A 24032-nucleotide genomic window follows, 5' to 3' on the forward strand; every position below is an offset into this window, starting at 1 on the left:
GGAGAGACGCTGATGAGCAAGCGCGTCGTGGTGTGCGGTGATGATTTTGGCATGAATGCGGAGGTCGATGAGGGCATGATTGCGCTGGCCGGCATGCGGCGGGTCAGCGCGGTCAGCTGCCTCTCGTTGGGCCCCACGTTCGCCGCCAATGCGCCCAGGCTGGCGGCGCAGGATGTGGACATCGGCCTGCATCTGAACTTCTCGGAAACGCTGGGCGCGGATGCCGAACCGTTGCCTTCGCTCGGCGCGTTGATCCTGAAGGCCTATGCGGGCCGGCTCGATGCCGCCTGGATCGATGCGCGGCTTGATGAACAGTTCGACGCTTTCGAAGCCGCGTTCGGCCGCGCGCCGGACTATGTCGACGGGCATCAGCACGTGCATCAATTGCCCGGCATCCGCAAGCGCGTCCTGGCGCGGCTCGCGCAGCGTTACGGAACGCAAAGGCCCTGGTTGCGCCAGACGGCGCCCGGCATGCAATGCGGCATTCCGCTTAAGGAATCATTCAAGGCGCACGTGATCGGCGCGTTGGGCGCGTCGGCGCTGGCGCGTGAGGCGCGTTCAAGCGGCTTGCGGACTAACCGGCGCCTGTTGGGCGTGTATGCGTTCGACGGCGGCCAGCGCCGCTACGCGCAGCTCTTGCAGACCTGGCTGTTCAATGCGCGCGAGGGCGACCTCGTCATGTGCCATCCGGCATTGGGATTTGCTAGAAGCAACGAGCAGGACAGCGCGATGGCGCGCCAGCGCCGTGCCGAATTCGACGTGCTTGCCAGCCCCAAGCTGGGTGACTGGCTGGACGCCAACGGCGTGCGCATCACGCGCCTGGCGTTGACACGCGCCGATCACGAATTGCCGGTAGTGGGACGCGCTATCCCCGCGTGAGGCTTTCCAGCAGCCATGCGCCCGCCGGGCCCAGCGCGCGCCGGGTCGACCAGACCGCATCGACATGGATCCGGCGCGGCCATCCCGGCACCTTCAGTTCCACGAGCTGATCGCCGCCAAAGCGCTGGATCATCCAGCGCGGCAGTTCGGTCCAGCCGAATCCCAGGCTGGCCATTTCCAGCAGCATCAGGTAGCCGGGCGCCGACCACGTCGCATGCGCGGGCGTGGCGTCCTTGTCATCCAGCTCGTACGTGCTCAGGCGCAGTTCGCGTTCGGTCTTCAGGTGGTCGGACGTGACCGACGGCAGGCTGGCCAGCGGATGCGAACGCCCCACGCACAGGACGATTTCCGAGCCCTCGGCCAGGCACGCATGCGCCACGTCCGGCGGGTAGGTTTCCTGCGCGGCCATCAGGCCGACGTGGGCACGGCCCTGCTGCACCAGCGCCACCACGTCCTCGTATTCCGCGATCAGGCATTCGAAGCGCAGGGCCGGGTAGCGCTTGTCGATCTGGCTCAGCATGGTTTCGAACGTGCGCGACTGGAAGGTGTCGGACAGCACGACCGTAAGCCGGGGTTCCAGGCCTTCGGACAACTGGCTGGCGCTGCGGTTCAGCCGGTCGTTGGCGGCCAGCACCTGCATGGCCTGTCCCAGCAGCACCTTGCCCGCGGCGGTCAGCGCGGGCTGGCGCTGGCTGCGATCGAACAGCGTGACGTTCAGATCCACCTCCAGGTTGGCGATGGTTTCGCTGATGGTGGATTGGCTTTTGCCCAGCTTGCGGGCCGCGGCCGAGAAAGAGCCTTCGGCGGCTACCTGGGCGAAGGCAGCCAGGGATTCAAGGGAATGACGCATGGCGGTGACGGGTCGGAGTATCGGATTTTCCGATGGATATGATCTTTATCGTAACGGAATAGGCGTGGAAAATGCCGTCATTCCGAAGCAAAACCGACCGCAGGTGGGTCATGACGCAAGCCAAGAAAACCCTCAAAGAACGATTCCTCCACGCCTTCCTGTTCGAAATCATCGCCATCGGCCTGTGTGCCCCCGTGGCGGCCTGGGCCATGGGCAAATCCCTGTTTGAAATGGGCGTGCTGACCGCGGTGATCGCCTGGATCGCGCTGGTGTGGAACATGATCTACAACGCGGGCTTTGACCGCATCGAAAACCGTTTTGGCTGGACGCGCACTTTTCGGGTGCGCGTGGTGCATGCATTCGGCTTTGAGTTCGGCCTGATCCTCATCGTGATCCCGCTGGCCGCTTGGTGGCTCCGCATCAGCTTGTGGGAAGCCTTCGTGCTGGATATCGCGCTGGTGCTGTTTTATCTGCCCTATGCCTTCTTCTACAACCTGGCCTACGACCGCGCGCGTCCCCGCGTGATCGCCTGGCTGTCGCGCCGCGGCGCTGCTGCCGCCGGGGCATAAAGGCTCAACCCTTCTTGCGCTGGTAGGCCTGGCGGGCGTCCTGCATGAAAGTCTTGACGGCGGTTTCGTACTGCGTGCCGCTGCGGAAGGCGCCCGAATGCGAGGCGCCTTCAATCTTGACCAGCCGCTTCAAATCCGGCGCTACGTTGCGGGCGGCCGCAAAGAGCTCGTCGCTCATGGTGTGCGGCACCACGCGGTCCGCGGTGCCGTGCATGAACAGCATCGGCGTATGCAGTTGGGCCAGCTTGTCCACGGAGGCAAACGGCTGCGTGACCAGCAGGCTGGCGCCGGGCACGTTGCCCCAACGCAGGGTGGCCAGCATCGCGCCGATGCTGGTGAAGCTGGATTCCACGATCAGGCCGGCAAAGTCCGGCTGCTCGGGACGCGAGGCCAGGTCGATGGCGATTGCGCCGCCCAGGCTGTGCCCGTAGACGAAGCGGCGCGCCGGATCGGGCTGCAGCCGCGCCAATTCCTTCAGGCCCGCCATGGCGTCCTGCAGTGCGCTTTCCTCGGACGGCAGACGCGGCGTGGACGCGCCAAAGCCGCGATAGTCGATCGCCAGCATGGAATATCCCATCCGGCTCCAGCCGTCGATACGGAACGCGCTGCCGTTCAGGTTCCAGCGCGCGCCATGCAGATACAGGACGGTGGGGGCGCCCGGCTTGGGGCTTGCCAGATACCAGGCACGCACCTTGTCGCCGTTTTCCAGCGTCAGGTCGTACACCTGCGTCCCGGCGGCAGGGTCCCGCCACCACGATTGCGGCTCGGATTGTGGCGAAAAAATGGTCTGGCGTTGCCAGGAATCCAGTTGCGTGCAACCGACCACGCCGGCGGCGGTGACCACGGCGGCGGCAAACAGTCGGCGGGCAGAGAAGCGGGGCAAGGCGGGCATGAAGGGTCTGACCCGGCAAGTCGGGTTGGGTTCCGGCATCAGCATACTCCGGCGCGGCCGGCTCGGCGCCGTCACGGGGTGCCGGGATGCACCTCGCGCGTCAACGCCAGCCATGCCTGCGCGGCGTAGGACAGGTAGCCGCCGCGGCGCCACACCAGCACCATTTCCCAGTCCGTCCCCGTGTCGCGCAAGGGCGCGCGCGCCACGCCTGCGTGCAGCGCCACGTCTGCCGTGATGCGCGGCAGGAAGGCGACGCCCAGCCCCGCGGCCACCAGCGCCACGATGAAATCGATCTGGCCGCTGCGCGCGGCGATGGCCGGCACGAAGCCCGCCCGCTGACACGCGTCGTGGATGATGCGGTTCAAGGCGAAGCCGCTCTCGAACAGGATGAAGGGCGAGTCGCGCAGGTCGTGCAGCCCCACGGAGGCCGCATGCGCCTGCGGATGGTCGGCGGGCATCAGGGCGACCAGCGGTTCGCGCGCCACCGGCTGCCATTCGAAATGGTCGGGCACAGGCTTGAGCGACCCGGCCAGCTCGATTTCGCCGGCCATCACCATCTCTTCGAGGCGGCGGCTGCCATGTTCCACCAGACTGATCTCGATGCGGGGATAGCGGCTGCGAAAGCGCGCGAACATTGGCGCGAACAAAGAACTGCTGCCCAGCGGCGGCAGACCCAGGCGCAGCACGCCGCGCTTCAAGCCCTTCAGATCGTCCAGCTCGGCCCGCAGATCGTCGCGTTCGGCCAACATGGCGATGGCGCGCCGGTACACGATCTCGCCGGCCGCCGTCAGCCTTAACGGCTGCGCCTGCCGGTCCAGAAGCGGCATGCCCAGTTCATCCTCCAGTTGACGCACGGCCTTGCTGATCGTGGGTTGGGTGGCATGGATGACCTTCGCCGCCTGGGAAAAACCGCCTTGCCGGACGACTTCGACCAGGGCGCGCAACGTACGCAGTTCCATGGTTATGCCTGATTGGAATAGAAGAAATTCATCGAATTCATTTTATCTATGCCTGGCGCAGGCGTACAACGGAACCTTGCCGCTGGATTTCGTCTCATGACCCGCTTTCGCCATTCCATCCTTTTGCGCAGCGCCCTGCGCCGCAGCCGTTTGCTCCAGATCGCGTTGATCGTGCTTTTTTCCTTGGCGGGGCAGGCGGTGGCGCAGGCCTCGGGCCTGCCGGTGCCCGGCGGCGTCATCGGGATGGCGCTGGTGCTCCTGCTGCTGGCGACGCGCCGGTTGCGCGTGCGCAATGTGCAGCGCGGCGCAAGCTGGCTGCTGGGCGAAATGCTGCTCTTCTTCGTGCCGGCGGTCATGTCGCTGCTGGACCACCGTGAATTCCTGGGACTCCTGGGCGTCAAGCTGCTGGCGGTTATCCTGCTGGGCACGGCGCTCGTCATGGCAGGCACGGCGCTGACCATCGATCTTTGCTACCGCTGGATGAACCGCCATGCGGTCTGAATTCAACCTGCTTTTCTGGCCGGCTGCGACGGTCGCCGCCTACGTCTGCGCGCGTCTGTTCTACCGCCGCTACGCCTACTGGTGGACGTCCACGCTGGTCGTTGCGCCCGCGCTCCTGCTGACGCTGGCCATCCTGCTGCATACCGGCTATCGCGAATACATGTCCGGCTCGCACTGGCTGATGGCCATGCTGGGCCCGGTCATCGTGGCGTTCGCCTTGCCGCTGTATCAGCAGCGCGCGCTGATCCGGCGCTACTGGCCGGTGCTGGCCGCCGGGGTGGCGGTGGGCAGCGGCATCGCGGGCGCCAGCGCATGGCTGCTGGGCAGCCTGCTGGATTTGCCGCCGGACCTGCGGCTCAGCTTATTGCCGCGTTCGGTCGCCACGCCGTTTGCCGTGGCGGTGTCGTCCCACGTGGGCGGCGTGCCCGACCTGACGGCCGTTTTCGTCATCGTGACGGGCGTGTTTGGCGCGGCCATCGGCCAGCTCATGTGCAGGTGGCTGCCGCTGCGCTCGGCATTGGCGCGCGGCGCGCTATTCGGCATGGGGGCGCACGGCGCGGGCACGGCCAAGGCCCGCGAGCTGGCCGCCGAAGAGGGCGCGGTCGCGGGCCTGGTGATGGTGATGGCGGGCCTGTTCAACGTGCTGGTCACGCCGGCCGTGGTGGTGGGGCTGCTGGCCTGAACGGCGGGTCAGTGGAGCAGTTCCAGGGCGACGGGATACAGCGAGGCAACCAGCAGCAGGGCCATGCCCACATTGAAGGCGCGGATGGCGGCAGGCCGGTGCAGCACGCGGCGCAGAGCCGTGCCGAAGGTCACCCAGATGCCGATGCTGGGCAGGTTGACGATGCCGCAGACCAGCGTCGCGATCACCAGATTGGCGAAGAAGCCGTTCTGCGGCGTGTAGGTTGCCACCACGCCCACCGCCATCACCCAGGCCTTGGGATTGACCCACTGGAAGGCGGCGGCCTGCAGGAACGTGAACGGCTTGCCGCGCGCCTCACCCTCGTCCAGCGGGCCGGAGTTGGCGATCTTCCACGCCAGATACAGCAGATAGGCCGCGCCGGCGTACTTCAGGACGGTATAGAGGGCGGGCGTCTGCTGAAAGACCGAACCCAGGCCGACGCCCACCAGAAAGATCATCAGCGTGAATCCCAGGTTCACGCCCAGCAGATGCGGCACGCTGCGCCGGAACCCGAAGTTCAACCCCGACGAGGCCAGCATGACGTTATTGGGGCCGGGCGTGATCGAGCTGACCAGCGCAAACAACGCCAGCGGGCCCAGCAGGGAAAGCGAGGCCAGCGGGACGTCGGCCCAATTGGCAGGAAGCAGGTTCATTTCGGGGTCCTCACGATGGCGCGGCGTCCGCCGGCAATAACGGCGATCACGGCGGCGGCAAACACGAACGTCGTCGCCTCCACGGTTTCGCCAAACAGCAAAGCAGCGGCCACGACGGTAAGGAAGGGTTGCAGCAATTGCACTTGTCCGACCCGGGCAATTCCGCCGGCGGCCAGGCCGCGGTACCAGGCGAAAAATCCCAGGAACATCGAGCCGAAGGCCAGGTAGGCGCAGGCAGCGATGACGTCCGAGCTGGGCCAGTGGGGCTGCTGCGCCGCCATCCAGCCGACCGGCAGGGCCACCACGGGTGCGCTGATGGCAAGCGCCCAACATATTGTGCGCCAACCGCCCAGCGTGCGCGAGGCGCGCGCGCCCTCGGCGTAGCCCATGCCGCCCAGCACCACGGCCACCAGCAGCCAAAGGTAGCCCGCAGTCAGCGTGCCTTCGCCCTGGCGCAGCGCATAAGCGGTAACCAGCGCGGCGCCCGCGACGGCCCAGCCCCAGAAGGCGGCCGAAGGCCTTTCACCGCTGCGCAGCGCGGCAAAGGCGGCGGTGGACAGCGGCAGCAGGCCGTTGAATACCGCGCCTTGCGACGAAGGCACCGTCTGCATCGCGATCGACGAGGCCAGCGGCCAGCCCACGACGATGCCCAGCGCCGCCAGGATCACGCCCGGCCATTCCGCGCGATTGGGCCGGCGGCTGCGGGTCAACCACAACAGGGCCACGGCGGGCAGCGCGGCGATCAGCGCGCGGCCCAATCCCACCAGCAGCGGCGCCAGTTCGGCCACCGCCACGCGGGTCATGGGCAGCGTTAGCGAAAACACCAGCACGCCCAGGAAACCGTAGCCGTATCCCTCCCACAGGGATGACGGGGCGGCGGAAGCGGCCGAAGGCGACGGCAAGAGCGCGGGACGGGTCATGACAGCACCAAAAAAGTCTCAATGGCCGCGCCTGCGGTTGCAGGCTTTCGGCATTGCTGTCACTCTACGCACAGCCATCAGTACAGTACCGGTACACAATGGCGTGTCACTTTAATCACTGGCCTGGTCAAATCTCCATGACAGTTGCTCCGTCCTCTCCTTCCATGCCCTGGCAGCCCGTGCGCCAGGCCGATGCCACCCTGGTGGCGCAACTGGCCGATGGCCTGGCCCGCCGCATCGACGAGCAAGGCTTGCGGCCCGGCACGCGCCTGCCGTCCATCCGCAAGATGGCCGAACAGTCGGGCGTCAGCCGATTCACCGTGGTCGAGGCCTACGACCGCCTCGTGGCCCGCGGGCTGGTGCAGTCGCGCCGGGGCGCGGGGTTTTTCGTGAAGGCCCGCAGCGGCCCGCTGACGGCGGTGGCCGCCGCCGCACCCAGCACGCTCGCGCCGCCCGCGCGGGTGGACATCGCCTGGCTGTTGCGCAGCATGTTCCGTGAATCCAACGCGCCGGGCATGCCGGGCGGGGCGGGCCTCCTGCCGGCCGATTGGCTGGATCCCGACATGGTGGCTGGCGCCGTGCGCGCGGTGGGCCGCTCGGTGCGCGCCAACCTCGTCAGCTACGGCAGCCCCCAGGGTTTTGCGCCCCTGCGCCAGCAGATCGCCGCGGTGCTGCAGAACGAGGGCGTGCCGGCCCATCCCGAGCTCAACCTGCTCACGACCAACGGCGTCACCCACGGGCTGGATCTCATCGCGCGCCATCTGGTCAAGCCGGGCGATACCGTCCTGGTCGAGGACCCGGCCTGGTTCGTGATCTTCGGCCGCCTTGCCGCCTTTGGCGCCCGCCTGATTGGCGTGCCGCGCGGCCCCGAAGGCCCGGACCTCGACCTGCTTGAGCAACTGGCCGCGCAGCACAAGCCCAAGCTTTTCATCATCAACGGATCGGTTCACAACCCCACCGGCCACACGCTGTCCGCCGGGGCCGCCTACGGCATCCTGCGCATCGCCGAACGCCACGATTTCATGGTTGTCGAAGACGACACCTACGGCGAGCTGCATCCGGGCGGCGCCATCAAGCTCGCGGCCCTGGATCGGCTGAACCGCGTCATCTTCGTGGGGGGATACTCCAAGATGCTGGCGGCCAGCCTGCGCGTGGGCTATGTGGCGGCCAATGCCGACCTGCTGCAGAAGCTGGCCGACCTGAAGATGCTGGCGGGTCTGACTTCACCCGAACTGGGCGAGCGCGTCGTGCACCGCGTCCTCATGGAAGGGCAGTACCGGCGCCATATCGAACGCGTGCGACAGCGGGTCGACGACGCGCGCCAGCGCTGCATGAAGGGCTTGCTGAAACTGGGCCTGACCATCCCGCACGAGGCGCACGCTGGCATGTTCGTCTGGGCCGATTGCGGCCGGGATTCCGAGGTGCTGGCGCGCGAGGCCGCGGACCGCGGCATGCTGCTCGCGCCGGGGACGCTGTTCTCGCCGACGCAGGCACCGTCGACCATGCTGCGCTTTTCGGTATCGATTGCCGACCACCGGGGCATCTGGGCCGAACTGGAAAAACTGTTCGCGCAAAACGGGTCCTACAATCAATAATTCCGAGCCAGATCGCCCAGTCACCGAAGGAACCGTCATGTCCGCACCCATCAAGCCCCTTACCCAGAACTTTGCCGTCGCCCCGCAACTGGGCCCCGACGACATGGCCGACGTGGCCGCCGCCGGGTACAAGAGCGTCATCATCAACCGCCCCGATTTTGAAGGCGGTCCGGACCAGCCCACCGCCGCCGACGTGTCGCGCGCCGCGCAGGAAGCCGGCCTGCAGATCGAATATCAGCCCGTCGTGGGCAGCGCCATGACGGCCGCCGACGTCGCCCGCTTTGCGGAACTGCTGCGCACCCTGCCGAGCCCGGTCCTGGCATACTGCCGCACCGGCACCCGCTGCACCAACCTGTTTGCGGCTGCCCAGCAGTTGGGATAAACCCCGCCTTGACCCTCGTCAAGGCCGCCAGTTCGGCTGATGTCGGCCCGGCGGCTTTCCGGTAGCATAAAGATTCCTCCAACACAGGAGCAGGCAAGATGTTCAAGAAGATCCTGATTCCCACCGACGGTTCCCCGCTCTCGGCGCAAGCCGCCAACGCAGGTATCTGCTTCGCGCGCGAAGTCGGCGCCGAAGTCGTCGCCCTCTACGTGACGCAGCCCTTCGCGGCCACCATCGGTTTTGACGGCATGGCCGCGGCCTACGCCATCACCGACGAAGACTACGAAAAGGCCTCCGCCGAGCAAGCCGACAAGTACCTCAAGCAGATCAGCGACCGTGCCGATACCGCTGGCGTCAAGGTCGAAGCGCGCGCCGTGTCCAACTTCAACGTGGCTGACGGCATCGTTCAGGCCGCCACCGATGCGGGCTGCGATCTGATCTTCATCGGCAGCCACGGCCGCAGCGGCCTGTCGCGCCTGCTGCTGGGCAGCGTTACCGCCAAGGTGCTCTCGCTGGCCACCACTGCCGTGCTGGTCTATCGCGTCAAGGAAGACAAGAAGTAATTGCGCGCCACCGCATGCGCCAAAGCCCCTCTGCCAGAGGGGCTTTTTCATGCCCGGCGCATGCGCTTATACGTTGGTATGGCGGGGCCAAACTCATGGACCCGCCAAACTCGTGTCAGCGGGCCGATTCAGGCTTGTATCTTGCCGCACGGCGCGTAATATTTACGCATCTTCATCCAACCGTAGGAAGAGGCCATGACCCGCAAGACGCGCATCGAGCTTTATCGCAATATCGGCATCAGCGCCCATATTGACGCAGGCAAAACGACGACCACCGAGCGCATCCTCTTCTACACCGGCATCACCCACAAGATCGGCGAGGTCCATGACGGCGCGGCGGTGATGGACTGGATGGAGCAGGAGCAGGAACGCGGCATCACCATCACATCGGCCGCCACCACCGCCTTCTGGAAGGGCATGGCGGGCAACTATCCCGAGCACCGCATCAACATCATCGACACGCCGGGCCACGTCGACTTCACCATCGAGGTCGAACGCTCCATGCGCGTGCTGGACGGCGCCGTCATGGTCTATGACGCCGTGGGCGGCGTGCAGCCGCAGTCCGAGACCGTCTGGCGCCAGGCCAACAAATACAAGGTGCCGCGGCTTGCCTTCGTCAACAAGATGGATCGCGTCGGCGCGGACTTCCTGCGCGTGCAACGCCAGATCGCCGAGCGCCTGAAGGGCGACGCCGTGCCCATCCAGTTGCCGGTGGGCGCCGAAGACCACTTCGAGGGCGTGATCGATCTGGTCAAGATGAAGGCCATCATCTGGGACGACGCCAGCCAGGGCGTGAAGTTCCAGTACGTGGACATCCCCGCGGCGATGCAGGACCAGGCGCAGGAATGGCACGAGAAGATGGTCGAAAAGGCCGCCGAAGCCAACGAAACCCTGCTCGAAAAATACCTGTCCGGCGAGCCGCTGACCGAAGCGGAAATCAAGGAAGGCCTGCGCGCCCGCACGATCGCCAACGAGATCGTGCCGATGCTGTGCGGCAGCGCCTTCAAGAATAAGGGCGTGCAGGCGATGCTGGATGCGGTCATCGACTACATGCCCTCGCCGGTGGATGTGCCCGCCATCAAGGGCCATGACCAGCGCGACCATGAAATCGAGCGTCATCCGACCGACAACGAGCCGTTCTCCGCGCTTGCCTTCAAGATCATGACCGATCCCTTCGTCGGGCAGCTCGTGTTCTTCCGCGTGTATTCGGGCGTGGTGAAGTCGGGCGACTCGGTCTACAACCCCATCAAGGAAAAGAAAGAACGCCTGGGCCGCATTCTGCAGATGCACGCCAACGAACGGCGCGAGATCACCGAAGTCTATGCGGGCGACATCGCCGCGGCCGTCGGCATCAAAGACGTCACCACCGGCGACACGCTGACAGATCCCTCGCACATCATCATCCTCGAACGCATGGTGTTCCCCGAGCCCGTCATTTCGCAGGCCGTGGAACCCAAGACCAAGGCCGACCAGGAAAAGATGGGCATCGCGCTGGGCCGCCTGGCGCAGGAAGATCCGTCATTCCGCGTGCGCACCGACGAAGAATCCGGGCAGACCATCATTTCCGGCATGGGCGAGCTGCACCTGGAAATCCTGGTCGATCGCATGAAGCGCGAATTCAACGTGGAAGCCACGGTGGGCAAGCCGCAGGTGGCGTACCGCGAGACCATCCGCAAGACCTGCAACGAGGTCGAAGGCAAGTTCGTCAAGCAGTCGGGGGGCCGCGGCCAGTACGGCCACGTGGTGCTCAAGCTCGAGCCGCAAGAGGCGGGCAAGGGCTACGAATTCGTCGACGCGATCAAGGGCGGCGTGGTGCCGCGCGAATTCATCCCGGCGGTGGACAAGGGCATTCGCGAGGCCCTCAATGCGGGCGTGCTGGCCGGGTATCCGGTTGTGGACGTGAAGGTGACGTTGTTCTTCGGGTCGTACCACGACGTCGACTCGAACGAAAACGCGTTCAAGATGGCCGGCTCGATGGCGTTCAAGGAAGGCATGCGGCGCGCCGATCCCGTGCTGCTGGAACCCATGATGCAGGTCGAGGTCGAGACGCCCGAAGACTTCACCGGCAACGTCATGGGCGATCTGTCGTCGCGCCGCGGCATGGTGCAGGGCATGGAAGACATCGCGGGCGGCGGCGGCAAGGTCGTGCGCGCCGAGGTGCCCTTGGCCGAGATGTTTGGCTACTCCACGTCGCTGCGCTCGCTGACACAGGGCCGCGCCACCTACACGATGGAGTTCAAGCACTACGCCGAAGCGCCCCGCCAAGTGGCGCAGGAAGTCATGGCGGCGCAGGGCGCGGGCCGCTGACGGTCGTGCCGTGCCCTCAGGCGGCGGCTGCGGCCGCCGCCGGGCGCAGCCGCGACGAGGCCAGCTTCACGCCCAGCAGGATCATGGCAAAGCCGTAGGCATGAAAGAGCTGCGGCGCCTCGCCCAGCAGCGGCCAGGCCAGCAGCGCCGCGTAGACCGGCACCAGGAACATCGACAGGCCCGCGGTTGCGGGCCCGGCCACGCTGATAAGCCGGCCATAGACGTAATAGGCGCCCAGGCTCGGCACCACCGCCAGGAACAGCAGCACCGCCGCCAGGCGCGGGTCCGTCCACGCAGGCGCCATGCCGGCTGCCGCTTCAATGCCGGCAAAGGGCGCCAGCGCCACCGCGCCGCCCAGCATCATCGTCGCGAGCCGCGCGCTGTCGGACACCGCGGGTAGCGTCAGCCGCTTTTGCAGCACCGTGTACAACGCCCACCCGGTGGCGGCCAGCAGCACCCACAGATCTCCTTGTCCGAACGCCAGCCGCGCCAGCGCGTGGGCGTCGCCGCGCGTCAGCACCACCAGCACGCCGGTCAACGCCAGCGCCAGGCCGGCCGCGCGGGGCGCTGACAGCGGCTTGCGCCAGAACACCGCTTCCAGCAGCGTCACCAGCAGCGGGCTGCACGAAAAGATCAGCGCAATGTTGGTGGCGCTGGTGGTCTGCGCACCGATGTACTGCGGCGCCACCGCCACGCCCATGCCCAGCACGGCCAGCGGTAACAGCGCCGGCAGGCCGCGCCACAAGGCCCGGCGATGGGCACGCAAGGCGGGGGCGGCAAAGGGCAACAGGATCAGCAGGGCAATCAGCCAGCGGCCGAAGGCGAGAAAGACGGGGGGAAGGTTGGCGTCGTGCGCCCAGCGGGCCGCAACCATGTTTGAGGCGAAGAGCGCGGGGGCGACGAAAAGCATGACGGCGCCGGATAGGCCGAGACCGGATTTCGCGGGTGCTGCTGCGTGAGGCATGATTTCCAGCCGCGCGGATCGGCGCGCGGGCTTGCTGCGTGAAAACTGCCGGCGCACCTGCCGGGTTGTGCCGCAGCGTGAGCGCCGAATCGGGACGCGCGGGATAGGTGCGCGCCTTGAGGAAAGTCTACGGCGTCATGCGCAAAATAGGTTTCTTGATTCGCGCCGGTTTGCGACGCTTTGAAGAATCTAATTTCTGTAAAATCCGTTGCCATAGGGATTCTTCCTTCAATAATCCGTCAACCATGCCCACATTGCCCAAACTCGATGACACCGACCGCAAGATCCTGCGCGCCCTGCGCGCGGATGGCCGGCTGACGAACCTGAAGCTGGCCGAAACGGTCGGCCTGTCGCCCACGCCCTGCTGGAACCGCGTCAAGGCGCTGGAAGAGGCGGGGGTAATCGAAGGTTATGCGGCCTTGCTGAACCAGAAGGCGCTGGGGCTGCCGGACACGGTAATGATCGAAGTCACGCTTGAGCACCACGACGACGACACGCTGGCGCGCTTTGGCGAGGAAATCAGCCGCCTGCCCGAAGTGGTCGAGGCGTTTCTGGTCACGGGCGAATACGACTACCTGATCAAGGTTGCCGTGGCGGGCACGGAAGGCTACGAAGAATTCCTGCGCAAGCGGCTGTACAAGTTGCGCGGCGTGCGGCACAGCCGTTCCACGTTTGTGCTGCGGCGCCTGAAGCACACGCCGTCGGTCGAGCCCTGACCGCGCGGATCAACCGCCGATGAATTCCTGGATGGCGCCATTGAAGGCGCGGGGGTTGCCCAGGTTCATGCCGTGCGAAGAGCCCACGATGTCGATGCGGCGGGATTGCGGCAGCCATTGCGCCAGCGCATCGAGCACCGCGGGATAGGGCGCCGGGCTCAGTGCGCCGCCGATCAGCAGCACCGGCATCGTCACGCCGCCGATCTGCTCGGGCGTCAGGGTATCCGGCCGTTCGTCCACCTGACCGAAGAGCGTGCCCACGTTGTCCCGCACCATCTCCTTGAACCACGGCACCATGCGCTGCCAGGTGTTGGGGCCGGTCACCGTGTCCACGAACAGCGCCAACCCTTCCTCGATGTCGCCTTGCCGGATCAGCGTCAGGGCGCGTTGGCGAAAGCCTCCGCGTTCGTCGGCGCACCCGGGCAACTGCAGGCCGGGATCCGCCAGCGTAAGACTGCGCAGCGATTGCGGCTGACGCAGGGCGGCTTCCAATGCGACGCGCCCGCCGCGAGAGTGGCCCACCAGATGAGCCGGGCCGCCAGCAACCGTGTCGATGAATTCCAGCACGTCGCTGGCATGCTGCTCGACCGAAAAGCCGCCGCCTTCGCCGTCCCAGGTCTCGGGCCAATAGCGGCGCAGGCACACGGCCAGCACCCGGAACGAACGCCCCAGCGGCGCCATCTGCGACTTCCAGTAGCGGCTGTCGGACAGGGAGCCGTGCACCAGCACCAGCGGCGTGCCGCTGCCGTACTCGGTGTAGGACATGGCATAACCGCCGATGGGCGCGGTCTGCAAGGGCAAAACGGGTTCGGAACGCATGGGGATCGGGACGTGTAGCCAGGTCCGCATTCTAGCCCGGCATCGGCGCGCGGCTGTCGGGCCGGACGCTGATACACTCGTCTGCGGCCCGCCGGCGCCGTCCGCGCGCGGGCCAGTTTTCTTGAACGGAGTTTTCAACGATGTCGCCAGAATCCATCGCCGCCTTGCCGGAATCCGCTCAGCGCGTTGCGCGTCTGCTCGTGGAATTGGGGCATGACAAACCCGTGGTGGTGCTGCCTCAGACGGGCAAGACTTCGGCCGAGGCGGCCGCGGGGCTGGGCTGCGAAGTCGCCCAGATCGCCAAGTCCATCATCTTCCGGCGCGCCACCGACAACGCGCCGGTGCTCGTCATCGCCAGCGGCGCCAACCGTGTGGACGAAGCCAAGGTCGCGGCGCAGGTCGGCGAACTGGCCAAGGCCGATGCGCGCTTCGTGCGCGACATGACCGGTTATGCCATCGGCGGCGTCTGCCCCATCGGCCACGCCGTCAAGCCGGTCATGCTGCTGGACGCGGACCTCTTCAATTACGAAAGTCTGTGGGCCGCCGCCGGCCATCCGCACACCGTATTCAACCTGACGCCGGCCCAGCTGGCGGACATGACGGGCGCGCCCGTCGCGGACGTGGCGCAGCGCGTCTGAGCTTGCCCGTGCCGGGCTGCGCGGTTCAGCCCGGTTGCGCCTGCAAACCGTCGATCAGCACCTGCCGGCGGCCTTTCGAGCACGCCTCCACGCGCGCCTGCACGCCATAGACGGCAGCCAGCGCGTCGGGCGTGATGACGTCGGCCGGGGTTCCGGCGGCGTGCAGCCGCCCTTCATGAATCATCATGGCCTGGTCCGCATGCTGAAGCGCCACGTTCAGGTCGTGCAGCACGATGAGGCTGATCAGGCCATGCTCGCGGGTTTCCTGCTGCAGCAGGCGCATGACGTGGAATTGGTAGTTCAGATCCAGGGCCGATAGCGGCTCGTCCAGCAGCAGCACGCGCGGGTGGCGGATCAGCGCCTGCGCCAGCCCCACCAATTGCTTTTGTCCGCCAGACAGCGCGTCCAGATAGTGAAGGGCCAGATGCGCGATGCCCAGCCGCGCCAGCAGCTGGTCAATGGCTTGAAGGTCCACGGGGCGCGCCGCCGCGCCGCTGGCGCGGGCGGCGACCAGCACGGACTCGAATACGCGCAGGTGCACGGCCGCGGGCAGGCTTTGAGGCAGGTACACGACGTGACGCGCGCGCTCGGCGTGGTCCAGGCGCGTGAGGTCCAGCCCGTCCAGCGCCGCGCTGCCCGCGCGGGGGCGCACCAGGCCGGCCAGCGCCTTGAGCAACGTGGACTTGCCGCTGCCGTTCGGACCCAGCAGCGCCGTCACTTCGCCCGCGGCAAGCGCGGGGATCGTCAGGTCGTGCAGCACATCTTCGCGCCCGTAACCGGCCGAAAGCGCCTGGACCGCCAGGCCGGCGGGGTGTGGGGCGGAAGCGGGCCTTGTCATGGCAATTGCCTGCGCAGCACGACGGAAACGAAGAAGGGAATGCCCACCAACGCGGTCACGATGCCCACGGGCACCACCACGCCCGGTAGGAGATTCTTGGATGCGATCGACGCCAGCGACAGGATCACCGCGCCCACCAGGGCGCTGCCCGGCAGATAGAAGCGGTGGTCTTCGCCGAAGAGTCGGCGCGCGATGTGCGGCGCCACCAGTCCGATGAACCCGATCGTCCCGACAAAGGCGACCGCCAGCGCGGACAGCAGGCTCACGCGCGCCAACGCCGCAACGCGCACGCGGCGCACATCCACGCCAAAGCTGGCGGCGCGGTCCTCGCCCAGCCGCAGCGCGGTCAGCTTCCAGGATTGCCGCATGCCCAGCGGCAAGGCCACCGCGAACGCCAGCGCCAGCACGCCCACGGTCGTCCAGCTGGAACGCGCCAGGCTGCCCATCGTCCAGAACACCAGGTTCTGCAAGGCTTCGGCGCTGGCGGTGAATTGCACCAGCGACACCAGCGCATTGAAGGTGAACACCATCGCGATGCCGAACAGCACGACGCCCGATGTGTTCATGCCGCCCCAGCGGGCCACCGCATCCAGCAGCAGCGCCGCCAGCAGGGCGAACAGAAAGGCGTTGGCGGCAATCAGCCAGCCGGCGGGCACGCCCGGCAGACCGAACTGGAGCACGATCGCCAGCGAGGCGCCAAAGGCCGCCGCCGACGACACGCCCAGGGTGAACGGGCTGGCAAGGGGATTGTTCAGGATGGTCTGCATCTCGGCGCCCGCCAGGCCGAGCGCCATGCCCACCAGCGCCGCCATCAGGGCCGACGGCAGCCGGATATCCCAGACGATCACGCGATAGGTCGGATCAGCATCAGCGGGCGCGGCAAGCGTCTGCCAGAGCGCGCGCCAGGGCAGGCCGGACGGGCCCACGGTGAAGTCGATCAGCAGCGCAAACAGAATCGCCGCCAGCAGCAGGGCAATCAGCCCCGCCCGGCGGCGAAGAATCTGGCGGTAAGCGCCTGCCGCGCTGGCGGCGTGCGGCATTACTGCAGCAGTTGCAGCCGGCTCTTGGCCGTGGTGGCGGCCGGCGTGGTGGGGTAGTCGCGCACGATGCGTTGCAAGGTGGCCTTGGCGCCGGCGCGGTTGTTCAGTTCGATCTGGCTGCCCGCGATGATCAGCAGGGCATCCGGCGCGCGGGCGTTGTCCGGCGACTTCTGCACCATGGCGTTCAGCTGCTCGATGGTGCCCTTGAAGTCCTTGAGCGCATAGCGGCTGCTGCCTTGGTAGAACTGGGCGCTGGGCGCGAGCTGGCTGTTGGGGTAGAGCGCGGTGAAGGCGGCCAGCGATTCGGCGGCTTCCTTGTATTGGCCCTTGCGGAACAGGTCCATCGCGCCGTCATAGGCGGTCTGTTCCTGGGGATCGCCGGCAGAGGCGCCCGGGGGATTTGCGCTACCCGGCGCGGCGCCGCCCGGCTTGGCGCTCGGTTGCTGGCGCGACACCAGTTCGAGCTGGTCGCGCAGCTGGGCAATTTCCTGCTGCAGGGATTGAATCTGGTCGGCCAATTGCAGCTTGGCGCGCTGGCTTTGCTCGTTCTGCTGCTGCACCTGCTGGCGCAAATCCAGGATGGCCTTGCGGGCTTCATCGTCGGAAAAAGCGTGAGCGGGGGCCGTGAGGGCGGCTAGCGCCAGGCCAGTGGCCACAATCAGGGGACGCAGGGACAGAACTTGATCGCGCATGAATATTCCCGGGGATAAAAACAAACGTCGGGACGGCCGGCTGGCCGTCCCGACGCGAGGTAGGGCTCCAGACTAAGCGAAAAGCTTAACGCAGATAATTGATATCGGCGCGGCGGTTTTCGGCAAAGTCGGCTTCAGTCGTACCCGTCGAGCGCGGCTTTTCCTTGCCGAAGCTGATGGTTTCGATCTGGTTGTCGCTGACGCCCAGCAGGGTCATCATGCGACGCACGGCGTCGGCACGACGCTGGCCGAGGGCCAGGTTGTACTCAGCACCGCCGCGTTCGTCGGTGTTGCCTTCGATCTTGACCTTTTGCTGTTGGTGCGAGGCCAGGTACTTGGCATGGGTTTCGACCAGGCCACGGTATTGGTCCGACACGGTGTAGCTGTCGAAATCAAAGTACACCGAGCGCTGTTGCGCCAGGATGCTTTGGGGGTTGAAAGGATCAAGGATTTGGCCAGAGGCCGAAGATCCTTGGCCAGCGCCTCCACCCTGACCCGCTTTATCGTCGAGAGGGACGGAGCTGCAAGCTGCCAGGGCGGCAGCCAGAGCGGCGATGGTTAGGCTTTTGGCAATGCGCGACTTCATGATAGTTCCTTTGCAAAGAGAGTCACACGTGTTATCGGGTAAATGGGCCCCAAGTCGGTTCACGTATTTCCCCGTTCAGTACCGAAAGCGTCTGTCGTACGCGTCCATCGCTCGAGACACCTGCAAGCACGCTACGGCCATTCTGGATGGCTGCGTAGAGCACTTGCATGCCGTTTGGCGCAAAGCTGGGCGACTGATCGTCACGACCATCAGTCAGCAAGGCTTCGGCGCCAGTGGACAGGTTCAAGGATGCGATTCGAAACGCGCCGTCTCGTCTTGCAACGTACAGCAGCGTCGATCCGTCGGGGGAAATTCGGGGTGATATGTTGTAACCACCATTAAACGTGAGACGGCGGGCTTCGCCGCCTGTCGAGCCGGTCTGATAGATTTGCGGCCCGCCGCTGCGGTCACTCGTAAAGATAATGGAAGCACCGTCAGGCGTAAAGCTCGGCTCGGTGTCAATCCCGGGAGAACGCGTAACTCGGGTCGGATTCGAGCCATCGGCCGCATTAACGACGTAAATTTGCGACAAACCGTCACGCGTCAGGGCGACCGCGAGCTTGCTGCCGTCAGGCGACCAACCCGGGGCGCTGTTGTTGCCCTTGAAGTTGGCGACCGGTGCACGCGCGCTGGTGGCCAGCGTGTGCACATAGACGACGGGCTTGCCGGACTCGAAGCTCACGTAAGCAAGCTTGCTGCCATCGGGCGACCAGGACGGCGAAATGATCGGCTCGCGCGAGCGCAGGGCGACCTGGGGATTCTGGCCGTCGGCGTCAGCCACCTGCAGTTCGTAGGTGGAACCCTTCTTCAGCACGTACGCGATACGCGTCGAGAACACGCCGCGAACGCCGGTGATCTTTTCGTAGATGCGGTCGGCAATCTGGTGGGCCACGCGGCGCAGTTCCTGCTCGGTGCCCGAGAAGGCCACGCCGTCCAGCTGCGACTTCTTGACCGTGTCGGCCAGGCGGTAGCGCACGTCGTAGCGGCCATCGGCGCCACGCGTGATGCTGCCGTAGGCGATGAAGTCCGCACCCTTGCCGCGCCAGTCGTCGTGGGCGATCGGGGAATCCACGTTCAGGCCGGAGCCCGCGGCGTTGATCAGGCGGAACTGGCCGGTGCGGGTCAGGTCGGCGCGAATGACTTCGGCCAGTGCGCGGCCGTGGGTGTCATCGACCGCGAAGTCGGCGATGGCCACGGGGTATTGCGTGGCGCCGGTGCCGGAGATGTCGACACGCAGCTGCGCGTGGGCGGGCTTCATGGCCATCAGGCAGGCAAGCGCCACCATCAGCAATCCGATTCCATACGCTCTCCAGAGCGCGAGAGTGGGTACTCGTCGACTATAAGCGGGAGTCATGTTCGTCAATCTCCTGTCAGTCATACATTCTGTAGACAACATCAATAATGGGTTCGTAGCGGCCCGTCGAGGGCTTCGGGAACGGGTTGCAACGGCGGATGCCGGTTTCGACCGCGCGGTCAAAGCCCGGGTTGCCAGAAGAACTGGTCAACGTAACGCCATTCACCTTCCCGTCAGAACCTAACTGTACCCGGTATTGCGCGGTCGGATTTCCCGAGCCGCTGCGGGGCGGAGGCGGATACGCCACCCCGGGCTGCACGCAGGCCCGGACCTTGGCGCCGTAGCCGCTGTCGCGTCCGCCGCCCGCCTGGTTGCGGTCGGCGGTGCCGCCCGGAATGCCGGCGGCGCCCAGGGCGTCGTTGCGGAACGCGTCCTTCAACGCCTTGTCGGCGGCGGCCTTCTTGGCAGCGGCGGCCTTCTCGGCGGCAGCCTTTTCCGCAGCCGCCTTCTCGGCCGCAGCCTTCTCGGCAGCGGCTTTCTCGGCGGCAGCCTTTTCAGCTGCTGCCTTCTTGGCGGCTTCTTCCTTGGCCTTCTTCTCGGCGGCGGCCTTTTCGGCGGCAGCCTTCTCGGCGGCCTTTTCAGCAGCCGCCTTTTCGGCGGCAGCCTTCTCCGCCGCGGCCTTCTGGGCGGCAGCCTTCTCGGCAGCGGCCTTTTCAGCAGCGGCCTTCTCGGCGGCCTGGCGTTCCTGCTCCAGGCGCTTCTTTTCCTTCAGCTCGGCCTGCTTGCGCTCTTCTTCCAGGCGCGCCTTTTCCTTGGCGGCCTCGGCGGCTTCGCGGGCCTTCTCTTCCTGCTCGCGCTTTTTCTTCGCCTCCTGGATGGCGATCTCGGGATCGACTTCCTCGGTCTTGGCCTGGACCTGCGGTTGGGGCTCAGGCGGCGGCGGAGGAGGCGGGGGCGGGGGCGGCGGCTCCGGCGTCTTTTCAGGCTCCGGCTCGGGCTGCGGCTTGGGTTGGGGTTTGGGCGGTTCGGGCTGCGGCGTGGGCGGCGGCGAGACGGGCGAATTGCCGTCTGCCCAGAGTTCCACCTGGACGGGGCCAGGGTTCTCGGTATGCCAGTTCACGCCAAAGATCAGGGCAACCAGCAGCAGCAGGTGCACCGCCACAGCCAGAATCAGCGAATTCCGGTTGTCGTTGTTGGGCGGGGTGGCCGGCGGGCCGCTGCGGTGTCGAATTATGGGTGGCGTCATGTGCGGTGCATGCCGGCCGGGCCGGCGGATGGCGGCGCGTTAGCGTTTCTTGGCGGGTGCGGGCTGTTGGGCGCCTGCGGCGGACTGGTCCACCAGCAGACCCAGGCGGGTGATGCCGTTGGTGCGCAGCTCGTCCATGACCTTCACAACCGTCTCGTAGGGCACCTTGCCGTCGGCGGCGATGACCACCGGCGTTTCCGCGGTAATGCGCGAACGCACTTGCGCCACCAGTTCGGTGCGCGCGATGTCCTGCATGGTGGCGCCGGCTTCGCGCATGCGCAGCGCGATCTTGCCGTCTTCCGAAATCTGGACTTCCAGCGGCTTGACGGGCACGTCGGAGGCGGCGCCCACCGACGGCAGTTGGATCAGCCCGGGCGTGATGAGGGGCGCGGTCACCATGAAGATGACCAGCAGCACCAGCATCACGTCGATGTACGGCACCACGTTGATGTCGGCCTTCATGCGGCGGCCGGACCTGCCGCGCGAGCTTACCGAGGGCATTAGCGCACCTGCCGTTGCAGAATGTTCAGGAATTCATCGACGAAGCTGTCAAAGCGGATCGAGATGCGGTCGATGTCATTCGTGAAACGGTTGTAGGCAACCACGGCAGGAATGGCGGCGAACAGGCCGATGGCGGTGGCGATCAGCGCCTCGGCAATGCCGGGAGCCACCGAGGCCAGCGTGGCCTGCTGCATGTTCGACAGGCCGATGAAGGCGTGCATGATGCCCCAGACCGTGCCCAGGAGACCGATGTACGGGGACACCGAACCGGCGGAGGCCAGGAAGTTCAGGTGCGATTCCAGCGCGTCCATTTCGCGCTGGTAGGCAGCGCGCATGGCGCGGCGCGGGCCATCCAGCACTGCCGTGGCGTCGCCGCTGGCATTGCCGCGGCGGGCCTTCAGGAATTCGGTCATGCCGGCATCGAAGATGCGGGCGAGGGCGCCTTGCTCGTCGCGGCGCGAGGCCACGGCCTGCTGCAGCATCGACAGGTCGCCGCCCGACCAGAAGTCGTCTTCGAAGCGGCGCGTCTGGTCATGGGCCCGCTTGATGGCCATGCGCTTGGCGAAGATGTAGGTCCAGGACATGATCGAGATGCCCAACAGCATCAGCATGATCAGCTGGACCGGCACGCTGGCGTGCGAAATCAGCGAAAGCAACGACATGTCGTTGGTGACTTGCATGGTTATTCCTGAATGAATTCCAGTTTTGCGCGAATGTCGGCCGGCAATTCTGCCGGCCGCATGTGAACGGCATCGACGCAACAGACTTGGATGTTGCCTTCGGCAAGCAGTTCCCCGTTGCGCTCCGCGCGCTGCGCGAAGTGTATCGAAGCGCGGCCCAGTTTGGTGACTCGGCTGCGTATGGTAAGCAAATCGTCCAGTCTGGCCGGTTTGCGGTAGGACATGTCCAGGGCGCGGACAACGAACAGCCGTTGCTCGCTGGCGGCCAACCCGGATTGGTTGACGCCCAGATCGCGCAGCCATTCGGTGCGTGCCCGCTCCAGGAATTTCAAGTAGTTAGCGTAGAAGACCACCCCGCCGGCATCCGTGTCTTCGTAGTAGACGCGGACTTGCAGGGTGGATTCGGCGGACTTCTGATCGGTCACGATGCTCAGGAAATGATGGTGCGGGTCGGGACGCGGTAAGTCCGTAGCAGCTACAGGGTTAAAGCGTGTCGAGCTTCGTCAGCACCGCTTCCAGCGCGGACTCTACCGGAATCTTGGCCGCTTCGGTTTCCCGACGGGCCTGCAATTCCACCACACCGTCGTTCAGACCGCGTTCTCCAACTGTTACACGCAGCGGCGCACCGATCAGTTCCCACTCGGCAAACATGACGCCGGGGCGCGCATCGCGGTCGTCCAGCATGACGTCCACGCCGCGCGCGAGCAAGGATTCATAGAGCTTTTGCGCGGTGTCACGCACCGTTTCACTTTTGCCCCAGCCCACGGGGCAGATGACCACTTCGAAGGGGGCGAGCGCGCGGGGCCAGATGATGCCGCGGGCGTCGTGGTTCTGCTCGATGGCGGCGCCCACGATGCGGGTCACGCCGATGCCGTAGCAGCCCATTTCCAGGACGGCCGGCTTGCCGGTTTCGTCCAGGAAGGTGGCCTTCAGGGCTTCGGAGTACTTCTTGCCCAGATAGAAGACGTGGCCCACTTCGATGCCGCGCTGGATCGACAGCGTGCCCTTGCCATCCGGCGAGGGGTCGCCCGCCACGACATTGCGCAGGTCGGCCACCAGTTCAGGCTCGGGCAGGTCGCGGCCCCAGTTCACGCCCTGGATGTGGAAGTCTTCGCGGTTGGCGCCGCAGACGAAATCGGCCATGTTGGCGACGGTGCGGTCGGCAATCACGTGGACCGGCTTGGCCGTCTTGACCGGGCCAAGGTAGCCGGGCTTGCAGCCGAAGTACTCGACGATCTCGGCTTCGGTGGCGAACCGGAAGCCCGCCAGGCCCGGCAGCTTGCCCGCCTTGATCTCGTTCAGTTCGTGGTCGCCGCGCAGGAGCAGCAGCCAGACGTCGACCTTGCCCTTTTCGCCGTCGGTGGCCAGGACGATCGACTTGATCGTGCGCTCCAGGGGAATGCCCAGCAGCTTGGCCACGTCCTCGCATTTGGCGGCGCCGGGCGTTGCGACGTCCGCCATCGCCTGGGCGGCGGCGGCACGGGTGGCATACAGGCTGGGCGCTTCCGCCAGTTCGATGTTGGCCGCGTAGTCCGATTCCGCGTTGTAGACCAGCAGGTCTTCGCCCGTGTCGGCGATCACCTGGAATTCATGGCTGCGCGTGCCGCCGATGGAGCCCGTGTCGGCCGCCACCGCGCGGAATTCCAGGCCCAGGCGGCCAAAGATGCGCATGTAGGCAGCAAACATGGTGTCGTAGCTGCGCTGGGCGCCGGCTTCGTCGCGGTCGAAGGAGTAGGCGTCCTTCATCGTGAATTCGCGGCCGCGCATCAGGCCGAAGCGGGGACGGCGCTCGTCCCGGAACTTGGTCTGAATGTGATAGAAGTTCAGCGGCAGCTGGCGGTAGCTGTGGATTTCATTGCGGGCGATGTCCGTGATGACTTCCTCGGACGTCGGCTGCAGCACGAAATCGCGCTGGTGCCGGTCCTTGATGCGCAGCAGTTCCGCGCCGTACTGCTCCCAGCGGCCGGATTCCTGCCAGAGCTCGGCCGGCTGCACCACGGGCATCAGCAACTCGATGGCGCCCGCCGCGTTCATTTCTTCGCGGATGATCGCCTCGACCTTGCGGATGACCTTCAGGCCCAGCGGCATGTAGGTGTAGATGCCGCCCGCGAGTTTGCGGATCATCCCGGCGCGGGTCATCAGCTGATGGCTGGCGACTTCCGCTTCGGAAGGGGCTTCTTTGAGGGTGTTGAGATGGTAGTTGGATGCGCGCATGTTTAAAGGTGGCAGCAGATACGTATAATCGACCGTAATTGTATTGAATTCG

The 24032-nt window shown here is 66.1% G+C and carries 27 protein-coding genes; 10 read left to right on the top strand and 17 right to left on the bottom strand.

What is annotated here, in order from left to right; genetic code table 11:
• The first annotated feature begins 12 nt into the window (after positions 1 to 12).
• Positions 13 to 879: a ChbG/HpnK family deacetylase gene (locus H4P35_RS03160; protein WP_226848050.1), complete on the top strand. Its 867-nt coding sequence runs from the start codon at positions 13 to 15 to the stop codon at positions 877 to 879.
• On the opposite strand, the gene H4P35_RS03165 is transcribed toward H4P35_RS03160, so the two are convergent.
• Positions 866 to 1729, bottom strand: coding sequence for a LysR family transcriptional regulator (locus H4P35_RS03165; protein ID WP_142051236.1), 864 nt, complete (start codon positions 1727 to 1729; stop codon positions 866 to 868). The genes H4P35_RS03160 and H4P35_RS03165 overlap by 14 nt on opposite strands.
• A gap of 110 nt (positions 1730 to 1839) precedes the next feature.
• On the opposite strand from H4P35_RS03165, the gene H4P35_RS03170 reads away from it, so the two are divergent.
• Positions 1840 to 2298, top strand: a complete 459-nt coding sequence (locus H4P35_RS03170) for a multidrug/biocide efflux PACE transporter (RefSeq protein WP_226848052.1) — start codon at positions 1840 to 1842, stop codon at positions 2296 to 2298.
• Positions 2299 to 2302: 4 nt separating this feature from the next.
• Here H4P35_RS03170 and H4P35_RS03175 read toward each other — a convergent pair whose 3' ends face one another.
• Together H4P35_RS03175 and H4P35_RS03180 are read right to left on the bottom strand one after the other, a co-directional pair.
• Complete coding sequence (locus H4P35_RS03175) at positions 2303 to 3190, bottom strand: alpha/beta hydrolase (RefSeq protein ID WP_217618912.1); 888 nt, start codon at positions 3188 to 3190, stop codon at positions 2303 to 2305.
• Between the two features lie 71 nt (positions 3191 to 3261).
• Positions 3262 to 4149, bottom strand: a complete 888-nt coding sequence (locus tag H4P35_RS03180) for a LysR family transcriptional regulator (RefSeq protein WP_226848054.1) — start codon at positions 4147 to 4149, stop codon at positions 3262 to 3264.
• A 96-nt stretch (positions 4150 to 4245) separates the two neighbouring features.
• Here H4P35_RS03180 and H4P35_RS03185 point away from each other — a divergent pair, with 96 nt between their 5' ends.
• Together H4P35_RS03185 and H4P35_RS03190 are read left to right on the top strand one after the other, a co-directional pair.
• Positions 4246 to 4650 carry a CidA/LrgA family protein gene (locus H4P35_RS03185; protein ID WP_180100334.1) on the top strand — a complete coding sequence of 135 codons (405 nt, stop codon included), beginning with the start codon at positions 4246 to 4248 and terminating at the stop codon, positions 4648 to 4650.
• On the top strand, positions 4640 to 5332 hold the full coding sequence (locus H4P35_RS03190) for an LrgB family protein (RefSeq protein WP_226848056.1): 693 nt from the start codon (positions 4640 to 4642) through the stop codon (positions 5330 to 5332). Before H4P35_RS03185 ends, H4P35_RS03190 begins: the two co-directional genes overlap by 11 nt.
• 8 nt (positions 5333 to 5340) lie before the next feature.
• Here the strand turns inward: H4P35_RS03190 and H4P35_RS03195 are convergent, their stop codons facing one another.
• Together H4P35_RS03195 and H4P35_RS03200 are read right to left on the bottom strand one after the other, a co-directional pair.
• On the bottom strand, positions 5341 to 5985 hold the full coding sequence (locus H4P35_RS03195; RefSeq protein WP_062838525.1) for a LysE family translocator: 645 nt from the start codon (positions 5983 to 5985) through the stop codon (positions 5341 to 5343).
• Complete coding sequence (locus H4P35_RS03200) at positions 5982 to 6905, bottom strand: DMT family transporter (RefSeq protein WP_226848059.1); 924 nt, start codon at positions 6903 to 6905, stop codon at positions 5982 to 5984. The genes H4P35_RS03195 and H4P35_RS03200 overlap by 4 nt, the downstream gene beginning before the upstream one ends.
• Before the next feature lie 179 nt (positions 6906 to 7084).
• Here H4P35_RS03200 and H4P35_RS03205 point away from each other — a divergent pair, with 179 nt between their 5' ends.
• The 4 genes from H4P35_RS03205 to fusA all read left to right on the top strand — a co-directional run bounded on the left by H4P35_RS03205 (position 7085) and on the right by fusA (position 11752).
• Entirely contained in the window at positions 7085 to 8500 is a 1416-nt protein-coding gene (locus tag H4P35_RS03205; protein ID WP_370638972.1) for a PLP-dependent aminotransferase family protein, read from the top strand.
• Positions 8501 to 8537: 37 nt separating this feature from the next.
• Positions 8538 to 8882, top strand: coding sequence for a TIGR01244 family sulfur transferase (locus H4P35_RS03210; RefSeq protein WP_226848067.1), 345 nt, complete (start codon positions 8538 to 8540; stop codon positions 8880 to 8882).
• A 98-nt stretch (positions 8883 to 8980) separates the two neighbouring features.
• Entirely contained in the window at positions 8981 to 9445 is a 465-nt protein-coding gene (locus tag H4P35_RS03215; protein ID WP_056327894.1) for a universal stress protein, read from the top strand.
• 195 nt (positions 9446 to 9640) lie between these two features.
• Complete coding sequence (gene fusA / locus H4P35_RS03220) at positions 9641 to 11752, top strand: elongation factor G (RefSeq protein WP_056327895.1); 2112 nt, start codon at positions 9641 to 9643, stop codon at positions 11750 to 11752.
• Positions 11753 to 11768: 16 nt separating this feature from the next.
• On the opposite strand, the gene H4P35_RS03225 is transcribed toward fusA, so the two are convergent.
• Positions 11769 to 12662 (bottom strand): DMT family transporter, encoded by an 894-nt coding sequence (locus H4P35_RS03225; RefSeq protein WP_255616262.1) that lies wholly within the window; start codon positions 12660 to 12662, stop codon positions 11769 to 11771.
• A 299-nt stretch (positions 12663 to 12961) separates the two neighbouring features.
• Here H4P35_RS03225 and H4P35_RS03230 point away from each other — a divergent pair, with 299 nt between their 5' ends.
• Positions 12962 to 13432 (top strand): Lrp/AsnC family transcriptional regulator, encoded by a 471-nt coding sequence (locus tag H4P35_RS03230; RefSeq protein ID WP_056327897.1) that lies wholly within the window; start codon positions 12962 to 12964, stop codon positions 13430 to 13432.
• 9 nt (positions 13433 to 13441) lie between these two features.
• Here H4P35_RS03230 and H4P35_RS03235 read toward each other — a convergent pair whose 3' ends face one another.
• Entirely contained in the window at positions 13442 to 14251 is an 810-nt protein-coding gene (locus H4P35_RS03235; protein WP_226848070.1) for an alpha/beta fold hydrolase, read from the bottom strand.
• 140 nt (positions 14252 to 14391) lie between these two features.
• Between H4P35_RS03235 and H4P35_RS03240 the strand changes: the two genes are divergently transcribed.
• A complete protein-coding gene (locus H4P35_RS03240) occupies positions 14392 to 14889 on the top strand; it encodes a YbaK/EbsC family protein (RefSeq protein ID WP_226848072.1) in 498 nt (165 codons plus the stop codon).
• A 25-nt stretch (positions 14890 to 14914) separates the two neighbouring features.
• Here the strand turns inward: H4P35_RS03240 and H4P35_RS03245 are convergent, their stop codons facing one another.
• The 10 genes from H4P35_RS03245 to H4P35_RS03290 all read right to left on the bottom strand — a co-directional run bounded on the left by H4P35_RS03245 (position 14915) and on the right by H4P35_RS03290 (position 23980).
• Complete coding sequence (locus H4P35_RS03245) at positions 14915 to 15727, bottom strand: ABC transporter ATP-binding protein (protein ID WP_226848073.1); 813 nt, start codon at positions 15725 to 15727, stop codon at positions 14915 to 14917.
• Positions 15724 to 16767, bottom strand: a complete 1044-nt coding sequence (locus H4P35_RS03250) for an iron ABC transporter permease (protein ID WP_226848075.1) — start codon at positions 16765 to 16767, stop codon at positions 15724 to 15726. The genes H4P35_RS03245 and H4P35_RS03250 overlap by 4 nt, the downstream gene beginning before the upstream one ends.
• Entirely contained in the window at positions 16767 to 17459 is a 693-nt protein-coding gene (gene ybgF, locus H4P35_RS03255; protein WP_056327902.1) for a tol-pal system protein YbgF, read from the bottom strand. The genes H4P35_RS03250 and ybgF overlap by 1 nt, the downstream gene beginning before the upstream one ends.
• An 85-nt stretch (positions 17460 to 17544) precedes the next feature.
• Positions 17545 to 18045: a peptidoglycan-associated lipoprotein Pal gene (pal, locus tag H4P35_RS03260; RefSeq protein ID WP_056327903.1), complete on the bottom strand. Its 501-nt coding sequence runs from the start codon at positions 18043 to 18045 to the stop codon at positions 17545 to 17547.
• A gap of 31 nt (positions 18046 to 18076) precedes the next feature.
• Positions 18077 to 19399, bottom strand: a complete 1323-nt coding sequence (gene tolB / locus H4P35_RS03265; protein ID WP_056327904.1) for a Tol-Pal system beta propeller repeat protein TolB — start codon at positions 19397 to 19399, stop codon at positions 18077 to 18079.
• Positions 19400 to 19415: 16 nt separating this feature from the next.
• Positions 19416 to 20585: a cell envelope integrity protein TolA gene (gene tolA, locus H4P35_RS03270; RefSeq protein WP_142051226.1), complete on the bottom strand. Its 1170-nt coding sequence runs from the start codon at positions 20583 to 20585 to the stop codon at positions 19416 to 19418.
• A gap of 39 nt (positions 20586 to 20624) precedes the next feature.
• A complete protein-coding gene (gene tolR / locus H4P35_RS03275; RefSeq protein WP_056327906.1) occupies positions 20625 to 21086 on the bottom strand; it encodes a protein TolR in 462 nt (153 codons plus the stop codon).
• Positions 21086 to 21766, bottom strand: coding sequence for a protein TolQ (tolQ, locus tag H4P35_RS03280; RefSeq protein WP_056327907.1), 681 nt, complete (start codon positions 21764 to 21766; stop codon positions 21086 to 21088). Before tolQ ends, tolR begins: the two co-directional genes overlap by 1 nt.
• Before the next feature lie 2 nt (positions 21767 to 21768).
• On the bottom strand, positions 21769 to 22191 hold the full coding sequence (gene ybgC / locus H4P35_RS03285) for a tol-pal system-associated acyl-CoA thioesterase (RefSeq protein ID WP_056327936.1): 423 nt from the start codon (positions 22189 to 22191) through the stop codon (positions 21769 to 21771).
• A 58-nt stretch (positions 22192 to 22249) separates the two neighbouring features.
• Positions 22250 to 23980: a proline--tRNA ligase gene (locus tag H4P35_RS03290; RefSeq protein ID WP_152383380.1), complete on the bottom strand. Its 1731-nt coding sequence runs from the start codon at positions 23978 to 23980 to the stop codon at positions 22250 to 22252.
• Positions 23981 to 24032 lie beyond the last annotated feature (52 nt).

Origin of the sequence: Achromobacter sp. 77, assembly GCF_020541125.1 — a bacterium.
In the GTDB taxonomy this organism is placed as follows: domain Bacteria; phylum Pseudomonadota; class Gammaproteobacteria; order Burkholderiales; family Burkholderiaceae_B; genus Achromobacter; species Achromobacter mucicolens.

What these genes read in the sequence shown, in the direction of transcription:
- H4P35_RS03160 (WP_226848050.1), top strand. Translation starts at nt 13, where the DNA reads ATGAGCAAGCGCGTCGTGGTGTGCGGTGATGATTTTGGCATGAATGCG.
- H4P35_RS03165 (WP_142051236.1), bottom strand. Translation starts at nt 1,729, where the DNA reads ATGCGTCATTCCCTTGAATCCCTGGCTGCCTTCGCCCAGGTAGCCGCC.
- H4P35_RS03170 (WP_226848052.1), top strand. Translation starts at nt 1,840, where the DNA reads ATGACGCAAGCCAAGAAAACCCTCAAAGAACGATTCCTCCACGCCTTC.
- H4P35_RS03175 (WP_217618912.1), bottom strand. Translation starts at nt 3,190, where the DNA reads ATGCCCGCCTTGCCCCGCTTCTCTGCCCGCCGACTGTTTGCCGCCGCC.
- H4P35_RS03180 (WP_226848054.1), bottom strand. Translation starts at nt 4,149, where the DNA reads ATGGAACTGCGTACGTTGCGCGCCCTGGTCGAAGTCGTCCGGCAAGGC.
- H4P35_RS03185 (WP_180100334.1), top strand. Translation starts at nt 4,246, where the DNA reads ATGACCCGCTTTCGCCATTCCATCCTTTTGCGCAGCGCCCTGCGCCGC.
- H4P35_RS03190 (WP_226848056.1), top strand. Translation starts at nt 4,640, where the DNA reads ATGCGGTCTGAATTCAACCTGCTTTTCTGGCCGGCTGCGACGGTCGCC.
- H4P35_RS03195 (WP_062838525.1), bottom strand. Translation starts at nt 5,985, where the DNA reads ATGAACCTGCTTCCTGCCAATTGGGCCGACGTCCCGCTGGCCTCGCTT.
- H4P35_RS03200 (WP_226848059.1), bottom strand. Translation starts at nt 6,905, where the DNA reads ATGACCCGTCCCGCGCTCTTGCCGTCGCCTTCGGCCGCTTCCGCCGCC.
- H4P35_RS03210 (WP_226848067.1), top strand. Translation starts at nt 8,538, where the DNA reads ATGTCCGCACCCATCAAGCCCCTTACCCAGAACTTTGCCGTCGCCCCG.
- H4P35_RS03215 (WP_056327894.1), top strand. Translation starts at nt 8,981, where the DNA reads ATGTTCAAGAAGATCCTGATTCCCACCGACGGTTCCCCGCTCTCGGCG.
- fusA (WP_056327895.1), top strand. Translation starts at nt 9,641, where the DNA reads ATGACCCGCAAGACGCGCATCGAGCTTTATCGCAATATCGGCATCAGC.
- H4P35_RS03225 (WP_255616262.1), bottom strand. Translation starts at nt 12,662, where the DNA reads ATGCTTTTCGTCGCCCCCGCGCTCTTCGCCTCAAACATGGTTGCGGCC.
- H4P35_RS03230 (WP_056327897.1), top strand. Translation starts at nt 12,962, where the DNA reads ATGCCCACATTGCCCAAACTCGATGACACCGACCGCAAGATCCTGCGC.
- H4P35_RS03235 (WP_226848070.1), bottom strand. Translation starts at nt 14,251, where the DNA reads ATGCGTTCCGAACCCGTTTTGCCCTTGCAGACCGCGCCCATCGGCGGT.
- H4P35_RS03240 (WP_226848072.1), top strand. Translation starts at nt 14,392, where the DNA reads ATGTCGCCAGAATCCATCGCCGCCTTGCCGGAATCCGCTCAGCGCGTT.
- H4P35_RS03245 (WP_226848073.1), bottom strand. Translation starts at nt 15,727, where the DNA reads ATGACAAGGCCCGCTTCCGCCCCACACCCCGCCGGCCTGGCGGTCCAG.
- H4P35_RS03250 (WP_226848075.1), bottom strand. Translation starts at nt 16,767, where the DNA reads ATGCCGCACGCCGCCAGCGCGGCAGGCGCTTACCGCCAGATTCTTCGC.
- ybgF (WP_056327902.1), bottom strand. Translation starts at nt 17,459, where the DNA reads ATGCGCGATCAAGTTCTGTCCCTGCGTCCCCTGATTGTGGCCACTGGC.
- pal (WP_056327903.1), bottom strand. Translation starts at nt 18,045, where the DNA reads ATGAAGTCGCGCATTGCCAAAAGCCTAACCATCGCCGCTCTGGCTGCC.
- tolB (WP_056327904.1), bottom strand. Translation starts at nt 19,399, where the DNA reads ATGACTCCCGCTTATAGTCGACGAGTACCCACTCTCGCGCTCTGGAGA.
- tolA (WP_142051226.1), bottom strand. Translation starts at nt 20,585, where the DNA reads ATGACGCCACCCATAATTCGACACCGCAGCGGCCCGCCGGCCACCCCG.
- tolR (WP_056327906.1), bottom strand. Translation starts at nt 21,086, where the DNA reads ATGCCCTCGGTAAGCTCGCGCGGCAGGTCCGGCCGCCGCATGAAGGCC.
- tolQ (WP_056327907.1), bottom strand. Translation starts at nt 21,766, where the DNA reads ATGCAAGTCACCAACGACATGTCGTTGCTTTCGCTGATTTCGCACGCC.
- H4P35_RS03290 (WP_152383380.1), bottom strand. Translation starts at nt 23,980, where the DNA reads ATGCGCGCATCCAACTACCATCTCAACACCCTCAAAGAAGCCCCTTCC.